Consider the following 21277-nt stretch of genomic DNA (forward strand, 5'->3'; position numbering starts at 1 on the left):
TTATTTTTTCCTAATAAATCTGTTGCTTTAGTATTCGATATAATTTCTGAACTTCAATTGGCTTCGTTAAATATTCTGTAATTCCAACTTTTTTTGCCTCCTGTTTTTCCTCCTGAAATGCATTTGCTGTCATTGCAATAATTGGAATTGATTTTGTATCTTCCCGATTCATACTTCGAATCCTTTTCGTTGCCTCCAATCCGTCCATAACAGGCATTCGAATATCCATTAAAACAGCCGCATAATATCCATCTGCAACTTGTTCGATTCTCTCAATAGCCTCTTTTCCATTTTCCGCAACTTCTACTTTTAAATTTCTCATTTCCAAAAGCGTTTGTGCAATTTCTCTATTTAGTTCACTGTCTTCTACCAAAAGAACATTCTCCCCACCGAACGATAAATTGACATCTCCCGTCGCTTCCATATTATCACTTTTTACATTCTCGTCAAACTGTCCAACTCGTTCTAATGGCAATATAATCGTAAATTCACTTCCCTTTCCCAATTCACTTTCAACTGAAATATGACCATTCATCAAATGAACTAAGTTTTGAGTAATTGATAGTCCAAGGCCACTTCCCTCAAATACCCTGCCATTGTTTTCATTTTCCTGTTCAAATGGTTCAAAAATCCGATTTAAAAATTCTCTTGACATTCCAATCCCATTATCTTTTACTCGGAATTTTATATAAGAACGCTTCATTTTTTTCTTTTCTAAGTCAACAAATAACTGAATTGTTCCATATTCTCTTGTATATTTTATTGCATTACTTAAAAGATTCAAAAGAATTTGATTAATTCGCAGTTCATCTCCTACGTATTCCTGTTCAATTCGTTCATCCATTGAGATAAGAAATTTTTCGTTCTTTTCTTTTACTTGTTCCATACACAAATCATAAACATTTTTCACTAGCTTTCGTAAATTAAACTTACTTTTCGCAAGTCGGAATTTACCACTCTCAATTTTAGCCATATCTAGTACATTATTAATCAAAGATAATAAAAAGTTTGCAGATACACCTATTTTGTCTATGCAATCTGAAAGCTTTTCCGGATTATTGATATTGGAAGATGCAATTGCACTCATTCCCATAATTACATTCATTGGCGTACGCATATCGTGAGACATTCTTGAAAGAAATTCGGACTTTGCAGAATTAGACATTTCCGCTAATGCCAATGCATCCCGCAATGTATCTTGCTTCCTCTTTTCTTCTTTTTTCATATGATCAATATCTTTAATATAAATCATAGTTTTTATCTCTTTTTCTTCTTTCTCTAATAATTGAATCTGTATCGCAAACCAATGATAAAAATTATCATTTCCATAAAGTGGAAGTTCAATTGAAAGTTCTATTCTTCCCTCTTCAAATGCCTTTATCATTGCATCTTTACTAAGCAAATCATCTGCCTGTTTTCGATATTCCTCCCTGACATAATTTAAGTCAAAAATAAATGCCTGTTCCCGATTTGTTTTAGCAAACACAAGCCAAGGATATCCAATTCCATTTTTCCATACCATAATATCATCTGTAACCATGTCATACTCATAAATTGCATCATAAAAACTACTAACCGCAGAGACAAATCGTTTATCTGCTTTTTCTTTTTCTATTTTAGCCTCTTTTAATTCTTGAATATCTCGAAATGACAGCAATACATTATAACCACACTTTGTTTCATTATCAATAACTGTACCACTCATTTCGCTCCATCGGTATTCACCACAATCATTTTTTCGCCTTACTTCAATATAAAATTTATGCTCTCCATTTTTGACTCTTTCTCTTATTGCATCAATACTAAAAAAATCATAAAACTTGTTTTGATCTTCCGGATAAATTAACTTCCTTTTATATTCCAATAAAACTGCCTGAAATTCATTTGTTAAATTTTGAGTCAAAATTTCAGTAGCAACTTCATCTGCCTTATAAAAATAAAAGTTTCCTTTTTCTAAGTTTAATATCAGCATTTCTCCATACATTGCTAAAATACTAGAGCACATAACTTCATACTGTTGCTGCATTTTCTTCTTTTCATCAATATTGCGAAGCGTCCCTATTACCTTCTCCGTTTTCCCATCTTTCTTCAGTGCATCAGCCTGTACAAAATACCAGGCAAATGAATCCTTATCTGATAATCTTACTCTGACCTCTTCCCGATGTAATTTACTCTCCATTAATTCTTTTACTTTATAAATATCGTTTGGATGAACCAACTGATATTCTTTAATCTGTTCCAAATATCGTTCTAAAGTTATATTCTGTTTATTAAATTCAGAACTTTTATGTATAATAAATAAATCTTTTCGAGGATAGTATTCAAATACAATATCCGCTGAACTTTCCACCGCAATCTGATATTCCATTTGTTTTTGTTCCAGCTGTGTCTGCATTAGCTTTTGTTTTGTTATGTCTATTATTACAAGTACATAGACCGGATATCCATTTTCTCTTCCAACATATTTTCCTTCGCACCGAACCCAACGGATTTCTCCCAAACGATTTAATGTTCTATACTCCAATGTAACCGGACTACAATTTCCCGCACTATTATACAAATTTTCCAGCACAAAACTCCTATCTTCCGGATAAATCCCATGTGCTCCATCAATTTGAAACTCTTCTTCTGTACCAAACATATCATAAAAGCATCGGCTTCCCTCTAATAAAACAATCTGCTCCCCTAACAAAAATCTTGCTACACCACCCGGCAAACTATCATAAACAGCAGTTCTCTCTGTTTTCAAAATTTCATCCGTCAAACGTTCCTCTTTTGACTGAAGTCTTGGTGTTATCGAAATCAAAAATGCCGGTATTTTTTCTTCTCCCCACTGCATCTTAGTTGCAGAAATTGTTACTCTTTCACCAAACGGATCACCATATCCGATTGTTACATTTGTCTTTTTCTCACCAATATCATCTAAAGGACAAAACTCACAATACCCTGCCCAGAGTTCATGGCAAACTTTCCTAATTTCTACTTCCGGTGTAACCTCTTTTACTTTTTTATTAAAATACAAAATTTCATGTGTATCCTTTTTTATAATATATACCGCTGTATCCCCCAAATAATTTAATACTTCACTCCATATCTCATCCATTTTCCTTCCTCCGACACCTTTTTTTACTTATTATTCATAACATTTTATAATATCAAATATATAATAAAGTGGACAAGTCCACCTCAACTCCCTGTATCCCCCACTCATGAGGTACTTGCTCCACTTTGCGTGCCAGATGCGTGTTGCATGCTTTTTACAACAATACTCCTTTCGCATCTGTGCACATCCTAGCGGAACGTTTTTGCTTTATAGGAAACGAAGTTTCCTATAAAGTAAAACAAAGCTGTAAATTTCACCTATGAATTTTACAGCTTTTTATCTTTTACTCTCCATCCTATTCCTGCCTAACACCTTTCATTTCAATTCACGAAACCTACACAGACTTCGACAGCAAAAACCAACAATTCTTGTAATCTCAATCCCATCTTTTCTATAAATATTATACAATCTCTCTTTAAAAAATCAACCATATTCTAATTAATTCTTTAATCTTTATATATTTTTAACAATAAAATACTGGTGCGAATCTCCCGGGGTTTTTATGTGTGCTTCACATTCGCACCAGAATTTTCACACCAAAATTCATAGACTTATTTTTCTATTTTTTCTCTAATTTATATAACCATTTCTTCTTCTCTTTTTCTTCTAATTCTTCTTCAATTGTCGGTAACAACTTATGAAATGCAAAATTCATATCATTTCTTGAATCGTTTGGCATCGTTCGATTTCCATTAAACCATTGATGTCCTGCATCTTTATTTTTATCTTTACTTCTTTCTGTAGCATTATAGCCCAACGGATAAGATACCTTTTCAGAGCGATTACCTCTATTTTTTTTCTTTAACCTTTTTTCCCAATTAGCAATCATTTTTAAATTTTTTATCTCTATACGTTCGGTAATGGAGTCCTCTAGTTCCAAATTCATTTTTTTCGGTTCAAGTTTCCACTCTCCGGTTCTCATATCTATAGTTCTGATTTTTACATTATCAACACATATTCTTACACTGCCAAATCCATAAGGTTTTGCCTTTCCGATTTTATGGGCACAATCCTTATCATTAAAATCGACTGCCCATTTTAATTGTTTAAGCTCCGATAGTGTAAGATTTTCAAAATAAATTTTACATTTAAACTTATTTTTATAATATTGATTTGCTCTCAATGGACGAATTCTTTGTCGCATTGATGAAAGTACCTTTTCCTCTTCACTTTTATTATCGTGACTGATTTTCTTATAATAATCACTGTGCCAATAAAATTTCCGTCCTCTTATTTTTATCTTTTTATTTCCCAAAGATTTTCTTATGTAGCTTTTATCGCCATCTTTTATTACATAATAATCATATGTCCAATATCCATTTGAGTCGTTCCATCCTAATTCTTTTTTTTCATTTATTATATCATAAGGTGGATACGTATAAAATTCCACTGCTCCCGGTCGTGGTTCACCAAGCTCTGGTAAAATAATCGGTTCCTCAAAATACTTGAAGTAATTTTTCTCAGCGTTTTCTAACACCGCATCTGTAAACCTTACTCTAGAAGCAATAGACAAAAGCTGTTCCTTTTTTTCTTCTTTTTGCTTTTCTCCTGCCATTCCGAATATTTTACATGTAGGACACAATTTCGTACCGTTTTTGCATGGTCGGAAGTCTCCGTTATCATCTAAAATGTTTTCCATTGTTTTATAAAATACTTCTTTTCCGATACAGGCCGGCGAAAAATGTCTATTTTCTTTTTCATCATCTAAATAATAAACGGGCAATACACTATCCGGATCATCAGCTACAATTTCATCTATATCATACCTTTCATATGAAGAATGAGGTTCCGAAGATGTATCTTTACTCCCTTTCTGATATTCATGTATTACACTTCGCAAGTTTTCCACTTCTTTATCATCAACAGGAATCTCTTTTATTTTTTTATCTGGTAAAAAGAACGATTCATATTTTTTTCTTAATTTATCATTTTCTCCTCCAAATGGCTCTCCTTTATGAAGATATGCCTTCTTTTTTAAATTTCCCTGGCTTCCTTCGCTTACCTTTTTCCATTCATTTACATACTCTATTCCATTCTTACTTTTACAATTAATATAAAATGCTTCTCCCTCTCTGCATTCATCATAAATTTGTTGTGGAAGATTTCCTTTCTCTTTATCGCTTACTTTCACTCTAATTCGCCGACAAGGATAAAGCAGCCACTGTTCCTTTGATATCCCGCCTTCCATTCGACTTACTTTTCTCAATATTCCACATTTTTTCGGAAGTGCTGTTCTTCGCCCTAGTTTACGATCAATTGATATAGAAGACATACAACCACCAAACGCCGCTTCATGTACGCTTCTTACTGCACCGCGAATTTCGGAAGCTGGAATTACCGGCTCAAAAACTCTTTTTCTTCGTTCCTCATAACTTTTGTTTTTGCTCTCCTGACTCAAATCATTATATGAAAAAAAGTCATAACTATGAGTTTTTAAAGATTCACTGCTCTCTTCGCGGATTTCTAGTTCCTCTTTCGTATGTAATGCTGTATCCGAAGTTGTATTTGGTATAAATAAGGGTGTTAATATTTCCAAGCTGCACTCAAGAACTCCTGTATGACTATCCTTATAATCTATTTTCAACTTTGACCTTTCACATTTTTCTGCTAATGGGACAAAATTATAAGGATTTATAAATCTATTTGACTGGTTTTCCTTCCATTTATTTTTGCTACTCATTTACATTTTCCTCCCAATCGCAAATTTTTAAAAGACGCTCATCAACAACATTTACAAGCCCCACTTCATCTGTTGCATCTGGAAATTGCACATAATATCTTATCATCAATCCCAATTCTTCTTCACGCTTTAATTGAAATGGAACAACAATTTTACTTCCCCGCTTTGATTCCAAAATACTCCATTTTTCCTTATCATGTTTTATTAAGGCTAGTTCATTTTTAACGCTGCCAAATATTTTCTGCTTTTCATCAAAATAATAAATTATTTCTTTTTTTCTGTTGCTAAATCTATCAACATCAAGACAATAACGCATGATAAAATTGTCTTTCATACGAACAAAGCGAAGTTCCTTTTCTTCATCAAATACCCTAAATTCTCTTACATATTCCATTGGGAGTTTCTGGCTATGCTGTTTTCCAACATCATAAAGACCGATATATAGTTCATTCTTATATTTTCCTAATGCAACACCGTATTCCAGTACAGCATACAGATACGCTTCTTTGTTAAACTTATTTCTCACTTCACATATACATTGTTCAGGTTTAATGTCTTTTTTTATTTCTACCGTTATCTGTTCTAATTCTTTCAATTCAGGCATCTTCTTCCTCCTGTCCTTTACACCAATTCAGTGCTTTCTTTGTATAAAACTGTAGCCCCTTTTCTAGCTTTTCATTTGTAAATAACGCTCCATCAAATTTAATTTCTCCGGCACTTCTAAAAGTTCCTCTTCCTACACTCGTTTCTCCACCTACGGAAAGAAAACCATTTTGCAATTCTTTCGCCACTATATATAACAACCCGCAAATTATATTTGTATTTTCTTCACTTACATTTTTTGACCAGCGAACCGTAAGATTCACCTGACCTCCAACCCAAATTTCTTCTGTAAACAAAGCTCCCAAAACCGTTCCTCCCGTAAAACGGTCAACTGCATTACGAGTAATTGAAAGAGGTTTCCCACCATCTACAATTGACTCTTCAAAGACAAGTTTCGATTGATTTAAAGGATTATCTTGTTTCCAGGTTCCAAAAAATATATCCAGATAACTTTGAACAGATTCCCAATTTCCTATTTCAGATACCTGTAATACCAATGACGCAATCTTGCTGCGCACAGCTCCTGCCCAAGTGCTCCCGGGAATCACCGCATACTTTTTCTTATCCATATCCATCTGTAGTTGTCTGCAATTCAAATTCATTTTTTCCCCAAATTCCAAATCCTCGTATTGCCGGACAAGTAATGTCTGCTCAATTTCTAATGGAATAACAAACTTATGCTCGGTTTGATTTTCTTCTGAACAATCCGATTCTAAATCAATCGGGCGAACTCGTTTACATTTTTCCCCTTTTTCTGTACTTCCATTTTTGGTATGTGCAATACTTTCATAAGCTTCTTCCCAATCCCAAGATAACCAATCTCTAGCTTCCCTTTGCTTCATCATATTAAATGGAAAAAGATTCATTTCTTCTATGGTCAACTTACCAAACCCTCTATGGCTTTTACCGCCTAATCTAAGCTCGCCACTCATAATTCCCTGTATCGCAAGCTCCAAAATCTTTAAATCTTTCTTTTGCGCTGCTTCCAATGCTGTTTCCAATTCATAATCATCGCATTGTAAATTATCTTGTCGCTGAATGACCTCAAAACGCAGTATGAAAGATGCACCTGCTGACACTGCCTGTAAATCAAATTTTCCCATATCCTGTGTAGTTTTATATTCATTCAAACAAATTCCGTCACGTTTTATAATTTGGGCATCTTCCAGTTTTGCATCATATACATATAATCTGCTTTGTCTTTCTTTTTCTGCCGGATACAAAAATGAATTGTCGTCCTGTTCCACTCCAAATAAATCTTCAAGAGCATCCTTTGTAAATTCTATTTTTTCTTGAGAGTCTTTTTCTGACTTTCTTTTTACTTCTATAACTTTTTTTAAATAACTTCGCATTGCACCTGCTACCGAGCTTCCCGGAAAAAATGGATTTCCCTCACTATCCAAAATTACATCATAATCCGAATTCTCATCTTCGCCTGAACCAATCAAAACAGGTGACTCTAACTTTCCTTTTATTATAATATAAAATCGACCACAAATTCGATTTCCACTATTTTTCTTCCTCCGATTTTTCTGTTTCATTTCTCACACTCCATTTTCCCTTCTTCAAATATGTTTCCATAAATGCAATCGTTTTGTTTTCACAAGCTTTAAAAAACACCTCTGCTTCTTGTTTTTTACTATCATTCATCTTTTTAACTTGTTCCATGATTTTATCATAAACTAACTTTCCATCTGCTCTACTACACTCTGACAATACAATTCCTTGTTCGGTTATTTCTCTCTTTATTTGGTAAAACATACTAATCAATTGTTCTACTAATGTTGCATGTATTCTCAATTCACCCTCTTTTTTCAAAGCATTTTCTTTTTCGTTTTGCACTTTAGAATGTTCCTCTATTAATTCTAATATCTTTTCTGCTATCTTTTCTTTCTTATCCTCATCTTCTAATGAATCTTGTACTAAATCATTTTTCCACAATCCAGGTTTCTTTGTTTCATCTTGATTAAGGTTTCTTTTACTATTGCATTCATCATCATATATTATCGTGTAGTCTTTTTCCTTTTCTGCATATAGTTCTATTTTTATTTTTCCATATCCTGCACCGGTCATTTCTCCCCAATAATTATCCTCCAGTTTCTTACAGATATTATTAAAATCAATAATTTCAGTTGTTATAACCAATACTGTACCCGCTTCCAGTGCCGGCTTTTGCTCACATGGAAGTCTCCATTTGCTGTTATAACCACCGACATGGGTAAATTTTAAAAATTCGCTTTCTTTGTATAATTCGATACATTTTCTATTGTTGAAACCATATACAGCGTTTATCATCTCGTTCATCAACGAAATAAAATGATTTGGATTTGCCTCAACTCTTCCATTGTCTGGATTTCTTAAAACCATTGGAGTAAGCAGCGAAATAATCCACTTGTTTTTCTGAATATTTTCTAACTTTAATGGCTGTTCCATTTTTTCTTCCACTTGTTCTTTAATAACTATAGTTTCCAACGGTTCTGCTTTTTTTAAAGAAATCGGCACAAACAAACTATTCCCATATTCTGCAGACCGGGAACGCCCTAAACGTAACTGAAAATCTAGGGATTTTAGACAATCGAATAAATTCTCTATATCTTCTTTTTTTCCTTACCATTCACAACCGAAAACCTGTCCTTTTTTCAATGCTACATACTGAAAAAATCTTCCCATTTGCTCCTGGTTCGTTTCCACTCTGTCTCCCAAAGCATGACCAATTCCACGGTCTAATGGCCGAGCATGATGCATTCGCATTTCTTTTTCCGGTACTGCAAGATAAATCTGATTTTCAATCTTATCCAACACTATCATTTTATTGATTGACTTTCTTCTTTTTCTCGCTGTATCACCTTTTTCATAAACACGATTAAAACAACTATCTTCATTCTTCAATTTTACAATCGAGCTAGGGCATGGATAATAATAACATTTTCCTTTTTTTAAAAAACCATATCCGAATTTAACACCATCTCTTAAAAAAATTCGTAAAAAATCTTTATCCTCATGTGGGACACCAGCTTGCTTCATTTTTTTCTTAATATAGGCTCCTGCCATAGCACCTTGTATTGCTTTTCCGGTTATCATACTCTCACAATCTTCATACAACCCTTTTTTTCCTGATAAAAGAAGCGGCTGTAGTAATTGAATATCAAATTGAACTGATACATTATCCTCTTTCCTATAACGTTCTAATTCTCTGCTTATCTCGTCAAAATGTTCATTTATCATTTCTCTTTGTTTTATCAAAAAGCAATTTGCCTGTTCTTTTTGTTCAAGTTTTACTAATTGACAAGAAACCTCTCCAAATCCTCTTGTCACTCCAAGTCCTATATGACGTAACCCCTTTGCACAGAATTCTAAAGTTTCTTCTATCTTTCCTTCTAGATCTTTCTCATAAAAATTCAAATCATTTTCATCTATCTCTAATAAACTTCGAAATTTTATTCCACTTCGAATTACTCTCATAGTGCGCAGAGTACCTGTTTTAGCAGTACCTGTTTTCTCATCAATGGCAGTCCTTGTCCTCATTCGCGTAAATAATTCCAAAACTTTCACTCTGACCTGTTCAATATCCATTTTCATAATCTTTTGCATTTCCGTCTGCAAATTTTCATAATCTTTTACATAATAACCATTTTCACCCAAATTTCCCATAATGCTTTTCGGAATAAAATAAAGATTAGCATCATGAATCCGTAACAATCCCGGCCTTTCACTTCCTATCTCTCCAAATAGATTATTCAAAAGATTTTTCTCAATTAATATTCCATTTTCTTGAAACTCTTTTCCTATTTCCAAAAGATTTCCTTTTATTCTTCTTGCCGGAATAACGGGAATACCATTTTCTTCTGTTACCTCTGTATCAACAAGCCCCGCAATCCCATCACCTGAGGCAGTACATAAATCACTTTTTAATGTTATTTCCAGCCACCACTGCTTCATTTTTTACTTCCTCCGTTTCTTTTCATAAAACTCGAAAAAATTCTGATACAGTTTCCGGTCATACATATCTATTAACTCCAACCCATCAAATAAAGAAAACTCTTTGCTTTCAGAAAAAGTGGAAAAATCGTATCCTCTTGAAGCATATTCTAATTTTAACAAATTCACTTCTCCTCCTCCCTGTAAATATGCTTCATACAATTTCTTTAACCGGTTTCTGGACCATTCTTTTGATCCAATTTTTCTATTCTCAGTAAACTCTTCCGGCAATTTTCCCATCAATTGATTTAAAAAATCAAATGAATAAATATCCTCTTTTGGTTCATTTTCTAATGCCACATAATATGGTCTTGTAATCGCTTCCTTAGGACAAGTAAAATTTTCCTCACGAATTAAGTCTAGTTCTGTCTGCCCGGCTCCACGAATTAATTGAAAATCAAAATAGCCTTTTTTACCTGAACCTCCATTTTCTTGCTCCCGATACCATTGTTTCTTTGCATTTGCACAACAGCTTTCTGCAATCTGATATGCAATTCGAAATGGGTAATGACTATGTACAAAAGCAATTCCTGCACAAGCACTCAAATTTTGTTCTTGCTGTTCTTTCATAAGAAGTTTTAAAAAAATCGCAACAATTGGAATCGCTAATTTTGCATTACAAATAAAAGTCACATCATCTCCATCCATAATCACATGACGTATCGGCAATACTTTCTTTTGTACATTGTCTACTTCCAAATCTTTTAAATATTTAGGTTCATTCTGGAAATAATCAATAATCTGCTCATAGATTCCATTAAAAATTTTAGATAAACGAATGGACAACTCCCTCATTTTCGGAATAGCACTGTTATAATTTTTTTCAATGGTTCTCATATAATTGCCAATCATATCTCCCATACCGTTTCCATCAATATGCACGACTGCTACATAACTGTCTTGCCCTTTTTTTGTAATCAGCTCTTCCATTTCTTTTGCCCAAATAATATTTTTTTGCAAAGGAAATGAAGCAAAATTTTTTATCTTATTATATTCTTCTTGCTTTTCTACCTGTACAAAAGATAGATATTCACCATTTCTTATTTCATTAACAGGATAACCATAAATCGGTTCTTGTTCTGCGATTGGAAATAGTGATAACGGTTCTTGGCGAATTGTTTTCCCTTTTACCTGTTCTAATTTTCTATTCAATAATTCCTTATCTGCATGAAAATCACTAAAATCCGTTTTCACCGCTGCTGTAATAACAGTAAGATATCTTGTTTTTTCAAAAAATCGTTTCGCAAGTTTCCTGCTGGCATCATTATATTTTTCTTCATCTATATATAAAACTAACGCATTTCCTCCACCTACATAGATAATTTCTGCTATTACATTTGAGTCTTTCGTCATCTGAAGCGAAAATGATTCTTGCTCTTTCCAATTAATTATTACTTCTCCGTCTTCATTATTTTTTTCCAGACTATCTATTCTCATATCCTGTAACGCTTTTGGCAGGCATTCATTTAACGCCGCTGTCACAATCAGTGAAGCCCCTATATTTTCTTTTAGATGGTTTGTTGCAAAAATATAGTCCTGGATTCCACTGACATCATAGATGGCAAGTAGTGCACTTTTTTGCTTTTCCTTTTTCATTTACCCTTCTCCCTGTCTCTTTTTTTACAAATTCTACTTCTTTTTTCCTATTAAACGATTAAACAATTTAACATATGCTTCATGTGGAAATAGCATAGGATTATTAATTAACATTAACAATTGATTCAATTGAAATGTTAATGACATAATTACATTTTCTTTTTCATTTTTATCCTTTATAATTAAATCACATAAATTCCTATCACTTTTTCTTTCTTCATTCCGTTTTTCTACTTTTTCATTTCTTATTTTTTGCTCTTTCTTTTCCCTATCATCAGATAAATTCTCACTCTTTTCTTCCACATCATGATTTAACTTCTCCACCCAGTCCGTAAAAGAACTCTTTTCTTCATATACTACTTTCATTAATCTTTTATTTTTAACATATAAAAGAAAATCAAATTTTTCCTCTAACTTTTTAATTACAGGATTTGTTATCCCTGTTGCACACAAAATTTTGATTGGTCTTGTCCCTGTCTGTGCAAGTCTATTCCCCTCATCCAAACTATCAAAAACTCCATTCATTGTTCGGACAACTGAATTCAATGATGTATCCAATTCATCAATACTTTTTACCCATTTTTCCAAATCTCCTTCTATTCTTTTTCCTCCGTTAATCTTAGACTTACATTGAACAACAATTGCAACTGCTTCAATTGGTATAAATTTTATTTTTCCATATTTAAAGATATATGGTGTATACATTTCATCAAAAACTGCCAAATCCACCTCTCGTGATATATGACCTTTTGAATCAATAATAAAAATTCCCTGTTCAATGCAATATTTTTTAGGTATCATCTGACTAAATAAATTTTTCCACACCTCTTCACGATAAGTTCCAGTCGTTAGAGGATGACTTCCTATATCAATCTGTAGTTGGTTTACAAATGCTTTTTCTCTGTGTTCATAATTTGCAATAACCTTTTGAATTGCCTCTTCTACTTTTTCTTCTTCTGACTTTTTTGACATTTTTATCACTACACCTTTCAAATATTTTATCCTTTTAATTTTTCTTATCTATCATAAAACACCTCATAATGTCCAAACCCTATTGTAGCCCCCTTTCCGACATGAAAGTATTTCCCTGCTTCCAAAATTGGTGTCAATTCTGTCAAATCTCCATCAAAAACAGCCCAGCCTTCTATAGCAGGCAAATCTAAACGATTCCCTTTCTGATTTAAAGAATATCTGTGAAAATCAACAAGGCGGAATTGTTCTTCACAAACTTGTATCCGTTCTGCCTGTTCTATTATTGCTTCTTCATTCCATTCAATTCTATGTTCCGTATATATTTGTGATATTAGGGAAATTCTCCGGCTGATAAACCGTATCAGAGTTTCAAAAGAAATAGAATGACACAAGTTTTTACCAGTTACAATTCGTAACGGTGTGTCAAATCTTATCATAGCTGTTTTCGCCGTTTTTTCTCCCACACTCATACTATGAGGTATTAAATTTCTCATCCATGTTTTTCCACCTGCATAGATTAACGTTCCCGTCTCCGCTTCTGTGATTCGAACCAGTTGAAAAGGTATCCGGTTAACACCCCAGCCTTTTCGCTCCATCGCCAATAATGCGTCCAGATATACCCCAATCTGTTCTGTAGCACTTCCAAATAACTTCAAATCAAATACACATTCATCTCCCACATTCCATTCTGTTTTTCCATCAATTAATACATGAAGTGTATATGGATTAACGGCTCCGCCTTCCTTTCCGGTATTGCTGAAACATTTTACATATAAACAGTTGTCTCGTCGTTCACACATAAAACATTTTGTTTTCGGCTTTTGACAAACAAACTCTCTGATACAATGTCCCAATATACCTCGAATTGTAGAGCCAAGATAAGGGGGAAGTGTTCCCTTTTCTTTTGCAGAAAATGCAGCTCTTAATGTGAATATTTTAATATGTTCAAACATTGTTTTTCTCCATTTTTATTATTTTTATTTCGATTCATGAAGTTGAAAATTTTTCCAGTCCCATTAGTCCAATTGTACCATATTTCTTTCTACTTTTCTACAATTTTACCTAAAAACATTCAAAAAACGAAAGCAGTTTGGATATTTTTACTCAAACTGCTTTCACTCTTATTTTTTTCTTTATTTAATTTCGTTCTTTATTTTAATAATTAGTTATTAGGTAAGCAAATTCTGCATACTCTTCAGACTGATCGCCAATGTAGAAGTATTATGTAATAAAGCAGAGGTCGTTGGTTGTATTATTCCTCCAACTCCACATAATATAAGTACCGTATTAAATCCTACAATCAGACGATAATTTTTTCCTATTCGTTTCATTAATCCATTACTAATCAGCTTTAATGTAACAATTTCAAATAAATTATCTGCGGCAATTGTAATATCTGCTATTTCTCTTGCAAGCTCTGCTCCATCACTAATTGCAATTCCAACATCAGCAGCTGATAATGCAGGTGAATCATTAATTCCATCACCAATCATAATTACTTTTCTTCCCCTTGCTTTTTCATGTTCGATAAAATTAGCTTTATCTTCTGGTAAAACCTCTGAATAATATTTATCAACTCCAACTTTTCTGGCAATCGCTTTCGCAGTCTTTTCACTATCTCCTGTCATCATGACAACATTATCTATTCCAGTCTGTCTTAAAGAATTAATAACTGCTGCCGCCTCTTCCCTCAATGGGTCCTCTATACAGATAACAGCAGCCAGTTCCTGCTCTATTGCCAGATAAAGATAAGAATATTCGTCAGACAAAGAAGCAAACTTTGCTTCACAGCCGTCGGGAATTTTACAATTTTCATCTTCAAAAATAAAATGGTAACTTCCAATTACAACTTTTTTATTATTTATAAAAGAAGAAATACCATGAGCTACAATATAATCAACCTTTGAATGCATCTCTTTGTGTTCCAGCCCTTTTTTTCTGGCAGCATCGACAACTGCTTTTGCCATTGAATGTGGAAAATGTTCCTCCAGACAAGCTGCAACTCTCAACAATTCATCTTCATTCTCATTATTAAAAGAAATAACATCAATAACGGTTGGCTTTGCTTTTGTTAATGTACCCGTTTTATCAAATACAATCGTTGTAGCTTCTGCAACTGCTTCTAAATACTTCCCTCCTTTGACTGTTATATCATAAAGACTTGCCTCCCGAATTGCGGATAAAACTGCAATCGGCATCGCAAGCTTTAAGGCGCATGAAAAATCTACCATTAATACTGATAATGCTTTTGTTATGCTTCTTGTACATAAATAAGTGAGTGCTGTTCCAGCCAATGTGTATGGTACAAGCTTATCCGCCAAATGCTCAGCTTTTCCCTCTAATTTCGATTTTAACTTCTCAGATTCTTCAATCATTGCAACAATCTTTTCAAATTTAGTAGAATTGCCAACCGCTTTTACTTCTATTGTCAATTCACCCTCTTCCAAAACAGTTCCTGCATAAACATATCCACCTTCTACTTTTCTGATTGGAACAGATTCACCAGTCAAAGAAGCCTGGTTAACCATTGCTTCGCCAGAAACCACAACTCCATCAAATGGAATTACATTTCCCATATGGACAACCACACAATCATTCACTTTAATTTGATCCGGCAATACAAGTATTTCCTGGTCACCTCTCACTAACCAAACCCTTTTAACATTCAGTGACATACTCCGTGCAAGATCATCTACAGATTTCTTATGTGTCCATTCTTCTAATAGTTCTCCAATTCCTAAAAGAAACATAATAGAACTTGCCGTACTTATGTCATTTCTTAAAACTGATACGCCGATTGCTGTAGCATCTAAAACTGCTACCTCTATCTTCCAATGTATCAGACTTTTTAATCCTCTGAAAATATATTTTCCTGCTTTAAGCACTATATAAACTGTACGAATTGGAGGCGGAAGCAAAAATTTGCCACCAATTCGTACAAAAACTTTTCTCATTAGTTTTTCTTGATATTGTGCATTCAATTCTCTTCCTGATGTTGCCAAAACGCCTGAGGGAACAATTACATTTTCATATTGAAATTGTCTTAACATTGCAATTATCGTACTTCGCGCCCCTACATAACCAATCGTAACATCAGCTGTTCTTTCATATACTTTTACATATGTAACAAATTTTTTGCTATGAAGATAGTATAATAAAGTATCTGCCTGTTGAAATGACATTGTTTTTTGAATCAAATGAACACGTATTCTTCCATTTATCTCATGCTTTATAACAAATCTCACTTAATTTCCTCCATTCTAAGAAAAGCTGTTGCAAAAAGAAAATAATTGATTTTACTAATTACTTTTCTATTTACAACAGCTCTTTTGTCACATCGACACTACTCTTCTGTCATTTCTTCTGAGAAATTCTCAGATACTTCTTCATTCCAGTCCGCCACCTCTTCAGATTCTTTTTTTCTTTCTTCATTTATCTGTTTTGCTTCTGCAAGAATATCTTCCGTATTTTCCTGAATTGTAGAAGTTGTCTTCATAACACAATCTTTTGCTCTTAAAACAGCTGCTGTACAATTTGTATAAAACTTCTTTGCGTCACTGCTGGATAAAATCTTAATACCTGCTGTTCCAAATAACACACCCGCAGCAAAAATTCCTGCTTTCTTTAAACTAACATCTTTCAATTTATCAATCATTATTATGTACCTCCTTACCATTATCTTCTAATTGTATATTTTTTATTATAAGAAAACGCCTTTCCTATTTCCATAGTTTTCTTTTTATTGATAAATTTTATCAATATTTCTACGACTTACATTTTTATCTTTTAAAGTAGTTATCATATGTCGCACTGCTAATATCGGATGATAAAAAAGCATTCTAGGACCAGCATATCTCATAACTGCCTGAATTTTAACCCGATTCTGTGGGGAATAACAGTGAACTTTACATGCGCTGCAAAATGTCTTGGTTTCCATAAATGGACAATTTTGTGTTCGTTTTAATGCATATTCTTGCAAATCACTGCACTCATTACACAGCTCTTTTCTCTTTCCATGATTGCCACGACAATATATCTGTATCATAACTTTCAATAGCTGCTTTTCTTTCTCTCTCTTTTTATCTACATTCATATTTATCTTTTTACCTTTCTGGTTAAATTTTCATATATCGCACTTCTGCTGAATTTCACTCCATTCTTAGCAACATATGTTATTACTTATTGCAACATAGATATATAACTTCTCTCTGTATAAAATTATAAAACTATAACAAAAATATAGAATACAAATCAAGTTTTCCATATCACAAAATTTAGCTTAGTATCACAAAAAATCTATCCACCTTTTCTCAAAAAGTGAATAGATTTTTTTAATCAATATCATCTATCTTTCCATACATAAAGGCATGATATAAATAAACACATTCATTTTTATCTGCATATTCCTTTATCACATTCGCATTGTTTTACTGTTACAGATAAAATATTTTGTTCTTTCATATATCCACAGGCTTTTAATCCGGCACAAATCACAGAATTCCAATTTTTAGCTGAGAGATGTTCTATTGTATTATCGTCCCATTCAATTGTACAAGCATCTTCCATCTCGCATTGTTCAGAATATGTAATTTTATACATATTTTTTCTACTGATTGCACCGATTTCTTCCAATGTATTTATCATTCGGTAAACAGTTGCCGTTCCTATTCTGTTATCAATTTTAAAAGCTTTATAATAGATTTCTTTACAACAGGAACACTCATTTTCTAAGATAATATCTAACAACATCAATCGCTGTCTGGTAATTCTGCAACCTTTTTTCTTCAATTTTTCAATTATAATCTCTTTTTGCATCTGTGTCCTATGATAATTTCTGGAATCATATGCTTTCTTTCTCTCCAAATGGTTTATCTCTTGCGTCATTGTCATTCTGTCACTCCTCCATTTTTCATCACTGTTTAATGGCAATGTCCTCCACAATGTTTACAATCTCCGCCACACTGAATTGATTTCCCATTCTTTTTATCTTGAATCATTCCACGAATGATTAATCCTACAATAGCTAATACAACTCCACCTACAACAACTGTACCCATTTAAAAGCCTCCTTACATATTTTTCCAACTACATATTTTTCCAACTACATATTTTTTGCACCAGCAACACGATTTAAATTAATTTTTAAAGTATTGCTTTCTTTATACGGTCTTGCTAACAAATAGATAAATAGTGCTACTAATCCAAATGCCACAACAGTTCCAAATCCAAATGCTCCTGTTGTAATTAATGTACCAATCTGATATACACAAAGAGCTACAACATAAGCAAGTAATGTCTGATAGCCAATTGCAAACCAGAACCATTTTGCATTATTCATTTCTCTCTTAATCGCTCCCATAGCAGCAAAACAAGGTGCACAGAGAAGATTGAATACAAGGAAGGAATAAGCAGCAACTGCTGTCATGCTTCCGGCTAGAGTACCCCAGATTTCTGCTCCATTTTCTTCTACCTCTGCAAAACCAAATAAGATACCAAATGTTCCTACTACATTTTCTTTTGCAACTAATCCTGTAATCGCTGCAACTGCGGACTTCCAGTCGCCCCATCCAAGCGGAATAAAGAGCCAGCTGATTGTATTACCAATTGCCGCTAGAATACTGTGATTAAGCTCCATGTCATCTAACATTCTAAACTGTCCATCTACCCAGCCAAAATAGGTTGTAAACCATACAAAGATTGTAGAAAGTAAAATAATTGTTCCTGCCTTTTTAATAAATGACCAGCCGCGCTCCCACATACTTCTTAATATGTTACCAACTGTTGGCATATGGTATGCAGGTAATTCCATAACAAATGGTGCAGGTTCTCCTGCAAACATTTTTGTTTTCTTTAAAATAATACCTGAACAAATAATTGCTGCAATTCCAACAAAATATGCACTTGGAGCTACCCACCATGATCCGTTAAACAAAGCTCCGGCAATTAATGCAACAATTGGAAGCTTTGCACTGCATGGAATAAAGGTTGTTGTCATAATCGTCATTTTACGGTCACGGTCATTTTCAATTGTTCGAGAAGCCATAATACCAGGAACACCACAACCACTTCCAATCAACATAGGAATAAAAGATTTTCCTGAAAGTCCAAATTTGCGGAAAATTCTATCCATAATAAATGCTACACGAGCCATATATCCACATGCCTCTAAGAATGCAAGGAATACAAATAACACAAGCATTTGAGGAACAAATCCAAGGACTGCTCCTACCCCTGCAACAATACCATCTAAAATTAAACCTTGCAGCCAGTCTGCACAACCTACTGCAATTAAACCAGATTCAAGCATACTTGGAATACTTGGAACTGATATGCCAAAGAAACTCCATCCATCACCAAATACACCATCATTTACCCAATCGGTTGCCCATGAACCAATTGTCGTAACTGAAACATAATATACGACAAACATAACTGCTGCAAAAATTGGAAGCGCCAACCAGCGGTTTGTTACAATCTTATCAATTTTATCAGAGCTTGTTAATTTTTCTTTTTTATTCTTACTATAACATTCATTAATAATAGAAGAGATATATACATATCGTTCATTTGTAATAATACTTTCGGTATCATCATCCATTTCTTTTTCAATCTGAGCAATCTCTTCTGTAACATCCGGAACGGATTTCATCTGAGCAGAAATCTTATCGTCTTTTTCTAAAAGTTTAATCGCAAAAAATCTTTTTTGTTCTTCCGAAATGTCGCTTCCTAATTTTAATTCAATCTGCTCTAATACCGATTCTACTTCCGTAGCAAATTTATGTACAGGAAGAGCCACACTCTTTTTATTTGCAATTGCTACCGCCTTTTCCGCTGCCTTTTGAATTCCGGTTCCCTTTAACGCTGAAATCTCAACTACTTCACATCCAAGTTTTTGGCTTAATTTCTGAATATTTATTTTATCTCCACTTTTCTCTACAATATCCATCATGTTTACTGCCATAATAACCGGAATTCCCAATTCCATTAACTGAGTAGATAAATATAAGTTTCTCTCAATATTCGTTCCATCTACAATATTTAAAATTGCATCCGGTCTTTCTCCAATTAAGTAATTTCTCGCAACTACCTCTTCCAGTGTATACGGAGAAAGGGAATAAATTCCAGGAAGGTCCATAATTATAACATCCTTATGCCCCTTTAGTTTACCTTCCTTTTTTTCAACTGTAACACCTGGCCAGTTTCCCACAAACTGATTGGAACCGGTCAAAGCATTAAACAAAGTCGTTTTACCACAGTTTGGGTTACCTGCTAACGCAATCTTAACTGACATATCCTACCTCTTTCTGCTCTATCGCTTTTTATTTTATTCGCTACTACTATTTCTAGTTCGTTCTATCTATATCTAATTAGTAATAACTAACATATATGTAAAAAAATTATTCTACTAAAATCATTTCTGCGTCGGCTTTACGCAATGACAATTCATAACCTCTTACCGTTATTTCCACCGGATCACCTAAAGGAGCAACCTTTCTGACAAAAATCTCAACCCCCTTTGTAATTCCCATATCCATGATACGTCTCTTTACTGGGCCCTCTCCAGTTAATTTTGTTACTTTTACTGTTTTTCCACATGGAATCTCTTTCAATGTCTTCATTGTTTTTCCTATCTCCTTCTTTATCCGACCATAATTTTATTTGCCATATCTTTACCGATAGCAACTCTTGAATCCTTTACATTCACAATCATATTACCACCAATCTCTGATACGACAGTAACAATTCCACCTGCCACAAAACCTAGATTCTCTAAAAATCGTTTTGTTTCCTCTTTGCCACCAACCTTACGGATTACATTCGGTTCTCCGGCTTTCACCATTGTTAAAGGCATCATAACTCATCTTCTTTCTTTCGTTAAATCGTTAATTTTTCTTTGATAATGATATTGATTTTCATTTCTTTGTGGTTAGTATATGCTAACTTTTATTAGTTGTCAATAATCTTTTTGATATTTTTTATCATTTATATAAATTTTTCCATATATTTTTTTATTCAAACCTAAACAAACTCCATCAAATTCGAGTTCCTTTATCAATCTAATACAGCGGTGAGGAATAAAAACTTTTCGCAATAAAATAACCAGATATTTTACAATATAACCTCTTGTGCGGTAAAATTACTTTAGAAAATTTTTCGCACAGGAGGGTTATTATATGCCAATGACAAAAAAAGAAAAAAGAGAACGTAAGAAGCAGGATATAAATGGTACAATATATATGTACAAAAAATCCAAAATAAAAATGTACAGATGCTATACTGTTACCATGGAGGTAAACAGTATGATTTTAAAAAGCAGCATCATTGTAGATTTAAAAATTAATTCA

The 21277-nt window shown here is 33.5% G+C and carries 17 protein-coding genes; all 17 read right to left on the reverse strand.

The features are described from left to right. Positions 1 to 10: 10 nt before the first annotated feature. Complete coding sequence (locus FYJ58_RS07090; RefSeq protein WP_154519034.1) at positions 11 to 3103, reverse strand: PAS domain-containing hybrid sensor histidine kinase/response regulator; 3093 nt, start codon at positions 3101 to 3103, stop codon at positions 11 to 13. A 559-nt stretch (positions 3104 to 3662) separates the two neighbouring features. Then, on the reverse strand, positions 3663 to 5783 hold the full coding sequence (locus FYJ58_RS07095) for a TIGR03986 family type III CRISPR-associated RAMP protein (protein ID WP_154519035.1): 2121 nt from the start codon (positions 5781 to 5783) through the stop codon (positions 3663 to 3665). Continuing rightward, positions 5776 to 6387, reverse strand: a complete 612-nt coding sequence (csx19, locus tag FYJ58_RS07100; protein WP_154519036.1) for a type III-D CRISPR-associated protein Csx19 — start codon at positions 6385 to 6387, stop codon at positions 5776 to 5778. Before csx19 ends, FYJ58_RS07095 begins: the two co-directional genes overlap by 8 nt. Then, a complete protein-coding gene (locus FYJ58_RS07105; protein WP_154519037.1) occupies positions 6380 to 7927 on the reverse strand; it encodes an RAMP superfamily CRISPR-associated protein in 1548 nt (515 codons plus the stop codon). The genes csx19 and FYJ58_RS07105 overlap by 8 nt, the downstream gene beginning before the upstream one ends. After that, the gene (locus FYJ58_RS07110; RefSeq protein WP_154519038.1) at positions 7896 to 8858 is read right to left on the reverse strand and encodes a hypothetical protein; all 963 of its coding nucleotides are present in this window, start codon (positions 8856 to 8858) and stop codon (positions 7896 to 7898) included. The genes FYJ58_RS07105 and FYJ58_RS07110 overlap by 32 nt, the downstream gene beginning before the upstream one ends. 135 nt (positions 8859 to 8993) lie before the next feature. After that, positions 8994 to 10325: an RAMP superfamily CRISPR-associated protein gene (locus FYJ58_RS07115; RefSeq protein ID WP_154519039.1), complete on the reverse strand. Its 1332-nt coding sequence runs from the start codon at positions 10323 to 10325 to the stop codon at positions 8994 to 8996. Positions 10326 to 10328: 3 nt separating this feature from the next. Then, positions 10329 to 11960: a Cas10/Cmr2 second palm domain-containing protein gene (locus FYJ58_RS07120; RefSeq protein WP_154519040.1), complete on the reverse strand. Its 1632-nt coding sequence runs from the start codon at positions 11958 to 11960 to the stop codon at positions 10329 to 10331. Between the two features lie 33 nt (positions 11961 to 11993). After that, positions 11994 to 12932, reverse strand: a complete 939-nt coding sequence (locus FYJ58_RS07125) for a DUF6602 domain-containing protein (RefSeq protein ID WP_154519041.1) — start codon at positions 12930 to 12932, stop codon at positions 11994 to 11996. Positions 12933 to 12976: 44 nt separating this feature from the next. Next, positions 12977 to 13885 carry a CRISPR system precrRNA processing endoribonuclease RAMP protein Cas6 gene (gene cas6 / locus FYJ58_RS07130; RefSeq protein ID WP_154519042.1) on the reverse strand — a complete coding sequence of 303 codons (909 nt, stop codon included), beginning with the start codon at positions 13883 to 13885 and terminating at the stop codon, positions 12977 to 12979. Between the two features lie 216 nt (positions 13886 to 14101). After that, positions 14102 to 16177, reverse strand: a complete 2076-nt coding sequence (locus tag FYJ58_RS07135; RefSeq protein WP_328597811.1) for a heavy metal translocating P-type ATPase — start codon at positions 16175 to 16177, stop codon at positions 14102 to 14104. A gap of 98 nt (positions 16178 to 16275) precedes the next feature. Continuing rightward, the gene (locus tag FYJ58_RS07140; protein ID WP_154519043.1) at positions 16276 to 16587 is read right to left on the reverse strand and encodes a DUF6110 family protein; all 312 of its coding nucleotides are present in this window, start codon (positions 16585 to 16587) and stop codon (positions 16276 to 16278) included. 84 nt (positions 16588 to 16671) lie between these two features. Then, positions 16672 to 17025, reverse strand: a complete 354-nt coding sequence (locus tag FYJ58_RS07145; protein ID WP_154519044.1) for a nitrous oxide-stimulated promoter family protein — start codon at positions 17023 to 17025, stop codon at positions 16672 to 16674. Between the two features lie 299 nt (positions 17026 to 17324). Next, positions 17325 to 17816, reverse strand: coding sequence for a transcriptional repressor (locus tag FYJ58_RS07150; RefSeq protein ID WP_154519061.1), 492 nt, complete (start codon positions 17814 to 17816; stop codon positions 17325 to 17327). Positions 17817 to 17851: 35 nt separating this feature from the next. Beyond that, entirely contained in the window at positions 17852 to 17989 is a 138-nt protein-coding gene (locus FYJ58_RS07155) for a FeoB-associated Cys-rich membrane protein (RefSeq protein ID WP_154519045.1), read from the reverse strand. 44 nt (positions 17990 to 18033) lie between these two features. Then, complete coding sequence (feoB, locus tag FYJ58_RS07160; protein WP_154519046.1) at positions 18034 to 20223, reverse strand: ferrous iron transport protein B; 2190 nt, start codon at positions 20221 to 20223, stop codon at positions 18034 to 18036. A 106-nt stretch (positions 20224 to 20329) separates the two neighbouring features. After that, positions 20330 to 20551, reverse strand: a complete 222-nt coding sequence (locus FYJ58_RS07165) for a FeoA family protein (RefSeq protein ID WP_154519047.1) — start codon at positions 20549 to 20551, stop codon at positions 20330 to 20332. Between the two features lie 20 nt (positions 20552 to 20571). Further along, positions 20572 to 20787 carry a FeoA family protein gene (locus FYJ58_RS07170; protein WP_154519048.1) on the reverse strand — a complete coding sequence of 72 codons (216 nt, stop codon included), beginning with the start codon at positions 20785 to 20787 and terminating at the stop codon, positions 20572 to 20574. Positions 20788 to 21277 lie beyond the last annotated feature (490 nt).

Origin of the sequence: Velocimicrobium porci, assembly GCF_009696045.1 — a bacterium.
Lineage (GTDB): Bacteria > Bacillota > Clostridia > Lachnospirales > Lachnospiraceae > Velocimicrobium > Velocimicrobium porci.

What these genes read in the sequence shown, in the direction of transcription:
- FYJ58_RS07090 (WP_154519034.1), bottom strand. Translation starts at nt 3,103, where the DNA reads ATGGATGAGATATGGAGTGAAGTATTAAATTATTTGGGGGATACAGCG.
- FYJ58_RS07095 (WP_154519035.1), bottom strand. Translation starts at nt 5,783, where the DNA reads ATGAGTAGCAAAAATAAATGGAAGGAAAACCAGTCAAATAGATTTATA.
- csx19 (WP_154519036.1), bottom strand. Translation starts at nt 6,387, where the DNA reads ATGCCTGAATTGAAAGAATTAGAACAGATAACGGTAGAAATAAAAAAA.
- FYJ58_RS07105 (WP_154519037.1), bottom strand. Translation starts at nt 7,927, where the DNA reads ATGAAACAGAAAAATCGGAGGAAGAAAAATAGTGGAAATCGAATTTGT.
- FYJ58_RS07115 (WP_154519039.1), bottom strand. Translation starts at nt 10,325, where the DNA reads ATGAAGCAGTGGTGGCTGGAAATAACATTAAAAAGTGATTTATGTACT.
- FYJ58_RS07120 (WP_154519040.1), bottom strand. Translation starts at nt 11,960, where the DNA reads ATGAAAAAGGAAAAGCAAAAAAGTGCACTACTTGCCATCTATGATGTC.
- FYJ58_RS07125 (WP_154519041.1), bottom strand. Translation starts at nt 12,932, where the DNA reads ATGTCAAAAAAGTCAGAAGAAGAAAAAGTAGAAGAGGCAATTCAAAAG.
- cas6 (WP_154519042.1), bottom strand. Translation starts at nt 13,885, where the DNA reads ATGTTTGAACATATTAAAATATTCACATTAAGAGCTGCATTTTCTGCA.
- FYJ58_RS07140 (WP_154519043.1), bottom strand. Translation starts at nt 16,587, where the DNA reads ATGATTGATAAATTGAAAGATGTTAGTTTAAAGAAAGCAGGAATTTTT.
- FYJ58_RS07145 (WP_154519044.1), bottom strand. Translation starts at nt 17,025, where the DNA reads ATGAATGTAGATAAAAAGAGAGAGAAAGAAAAGCAGCTATTGAAAGTT.
- FYJ58_RS07150 (WP_154519061.1), bottom strand. Translation starts at nt 17,816, where the DNA reads ATGACGCAAGAGATAAACCATTTGGAGAGAAAGAAAGCATATGATTCC.
- FYJ58_RS07155 (WP_154519045.1), bottom strand. Translation starts at nt 17,989, where the DNA reads ATGGGTACAGTTGTTGTAGGTGGAGTTGTATTAGCTATTGTAGGATTA.
- feoB (WP_154519046.1), bottom strand. Translation starts at nt 20,223, where the DNA reads ATGTCAGTTAAGATTGCGTTAGCAGGTAACCCAAACTGTGGTAAAACG.
- FYJ58_RS07165 (WP_154519047.1), bottom strand. Translation starts at nt 20,551, where the DNA reads ATGAAGACATTGAAAGAGATTCCATGTGGAAAAACAGTAAAAGTAACA.
- FYJ58_RS07170 (WP_154519048.1), bottom strand. Translation starts at nt 20,787, where the DNA reads ATGATGCCTTTAACAATGGTGAAAGCCGGAGAACCGAATGTAATCCGT.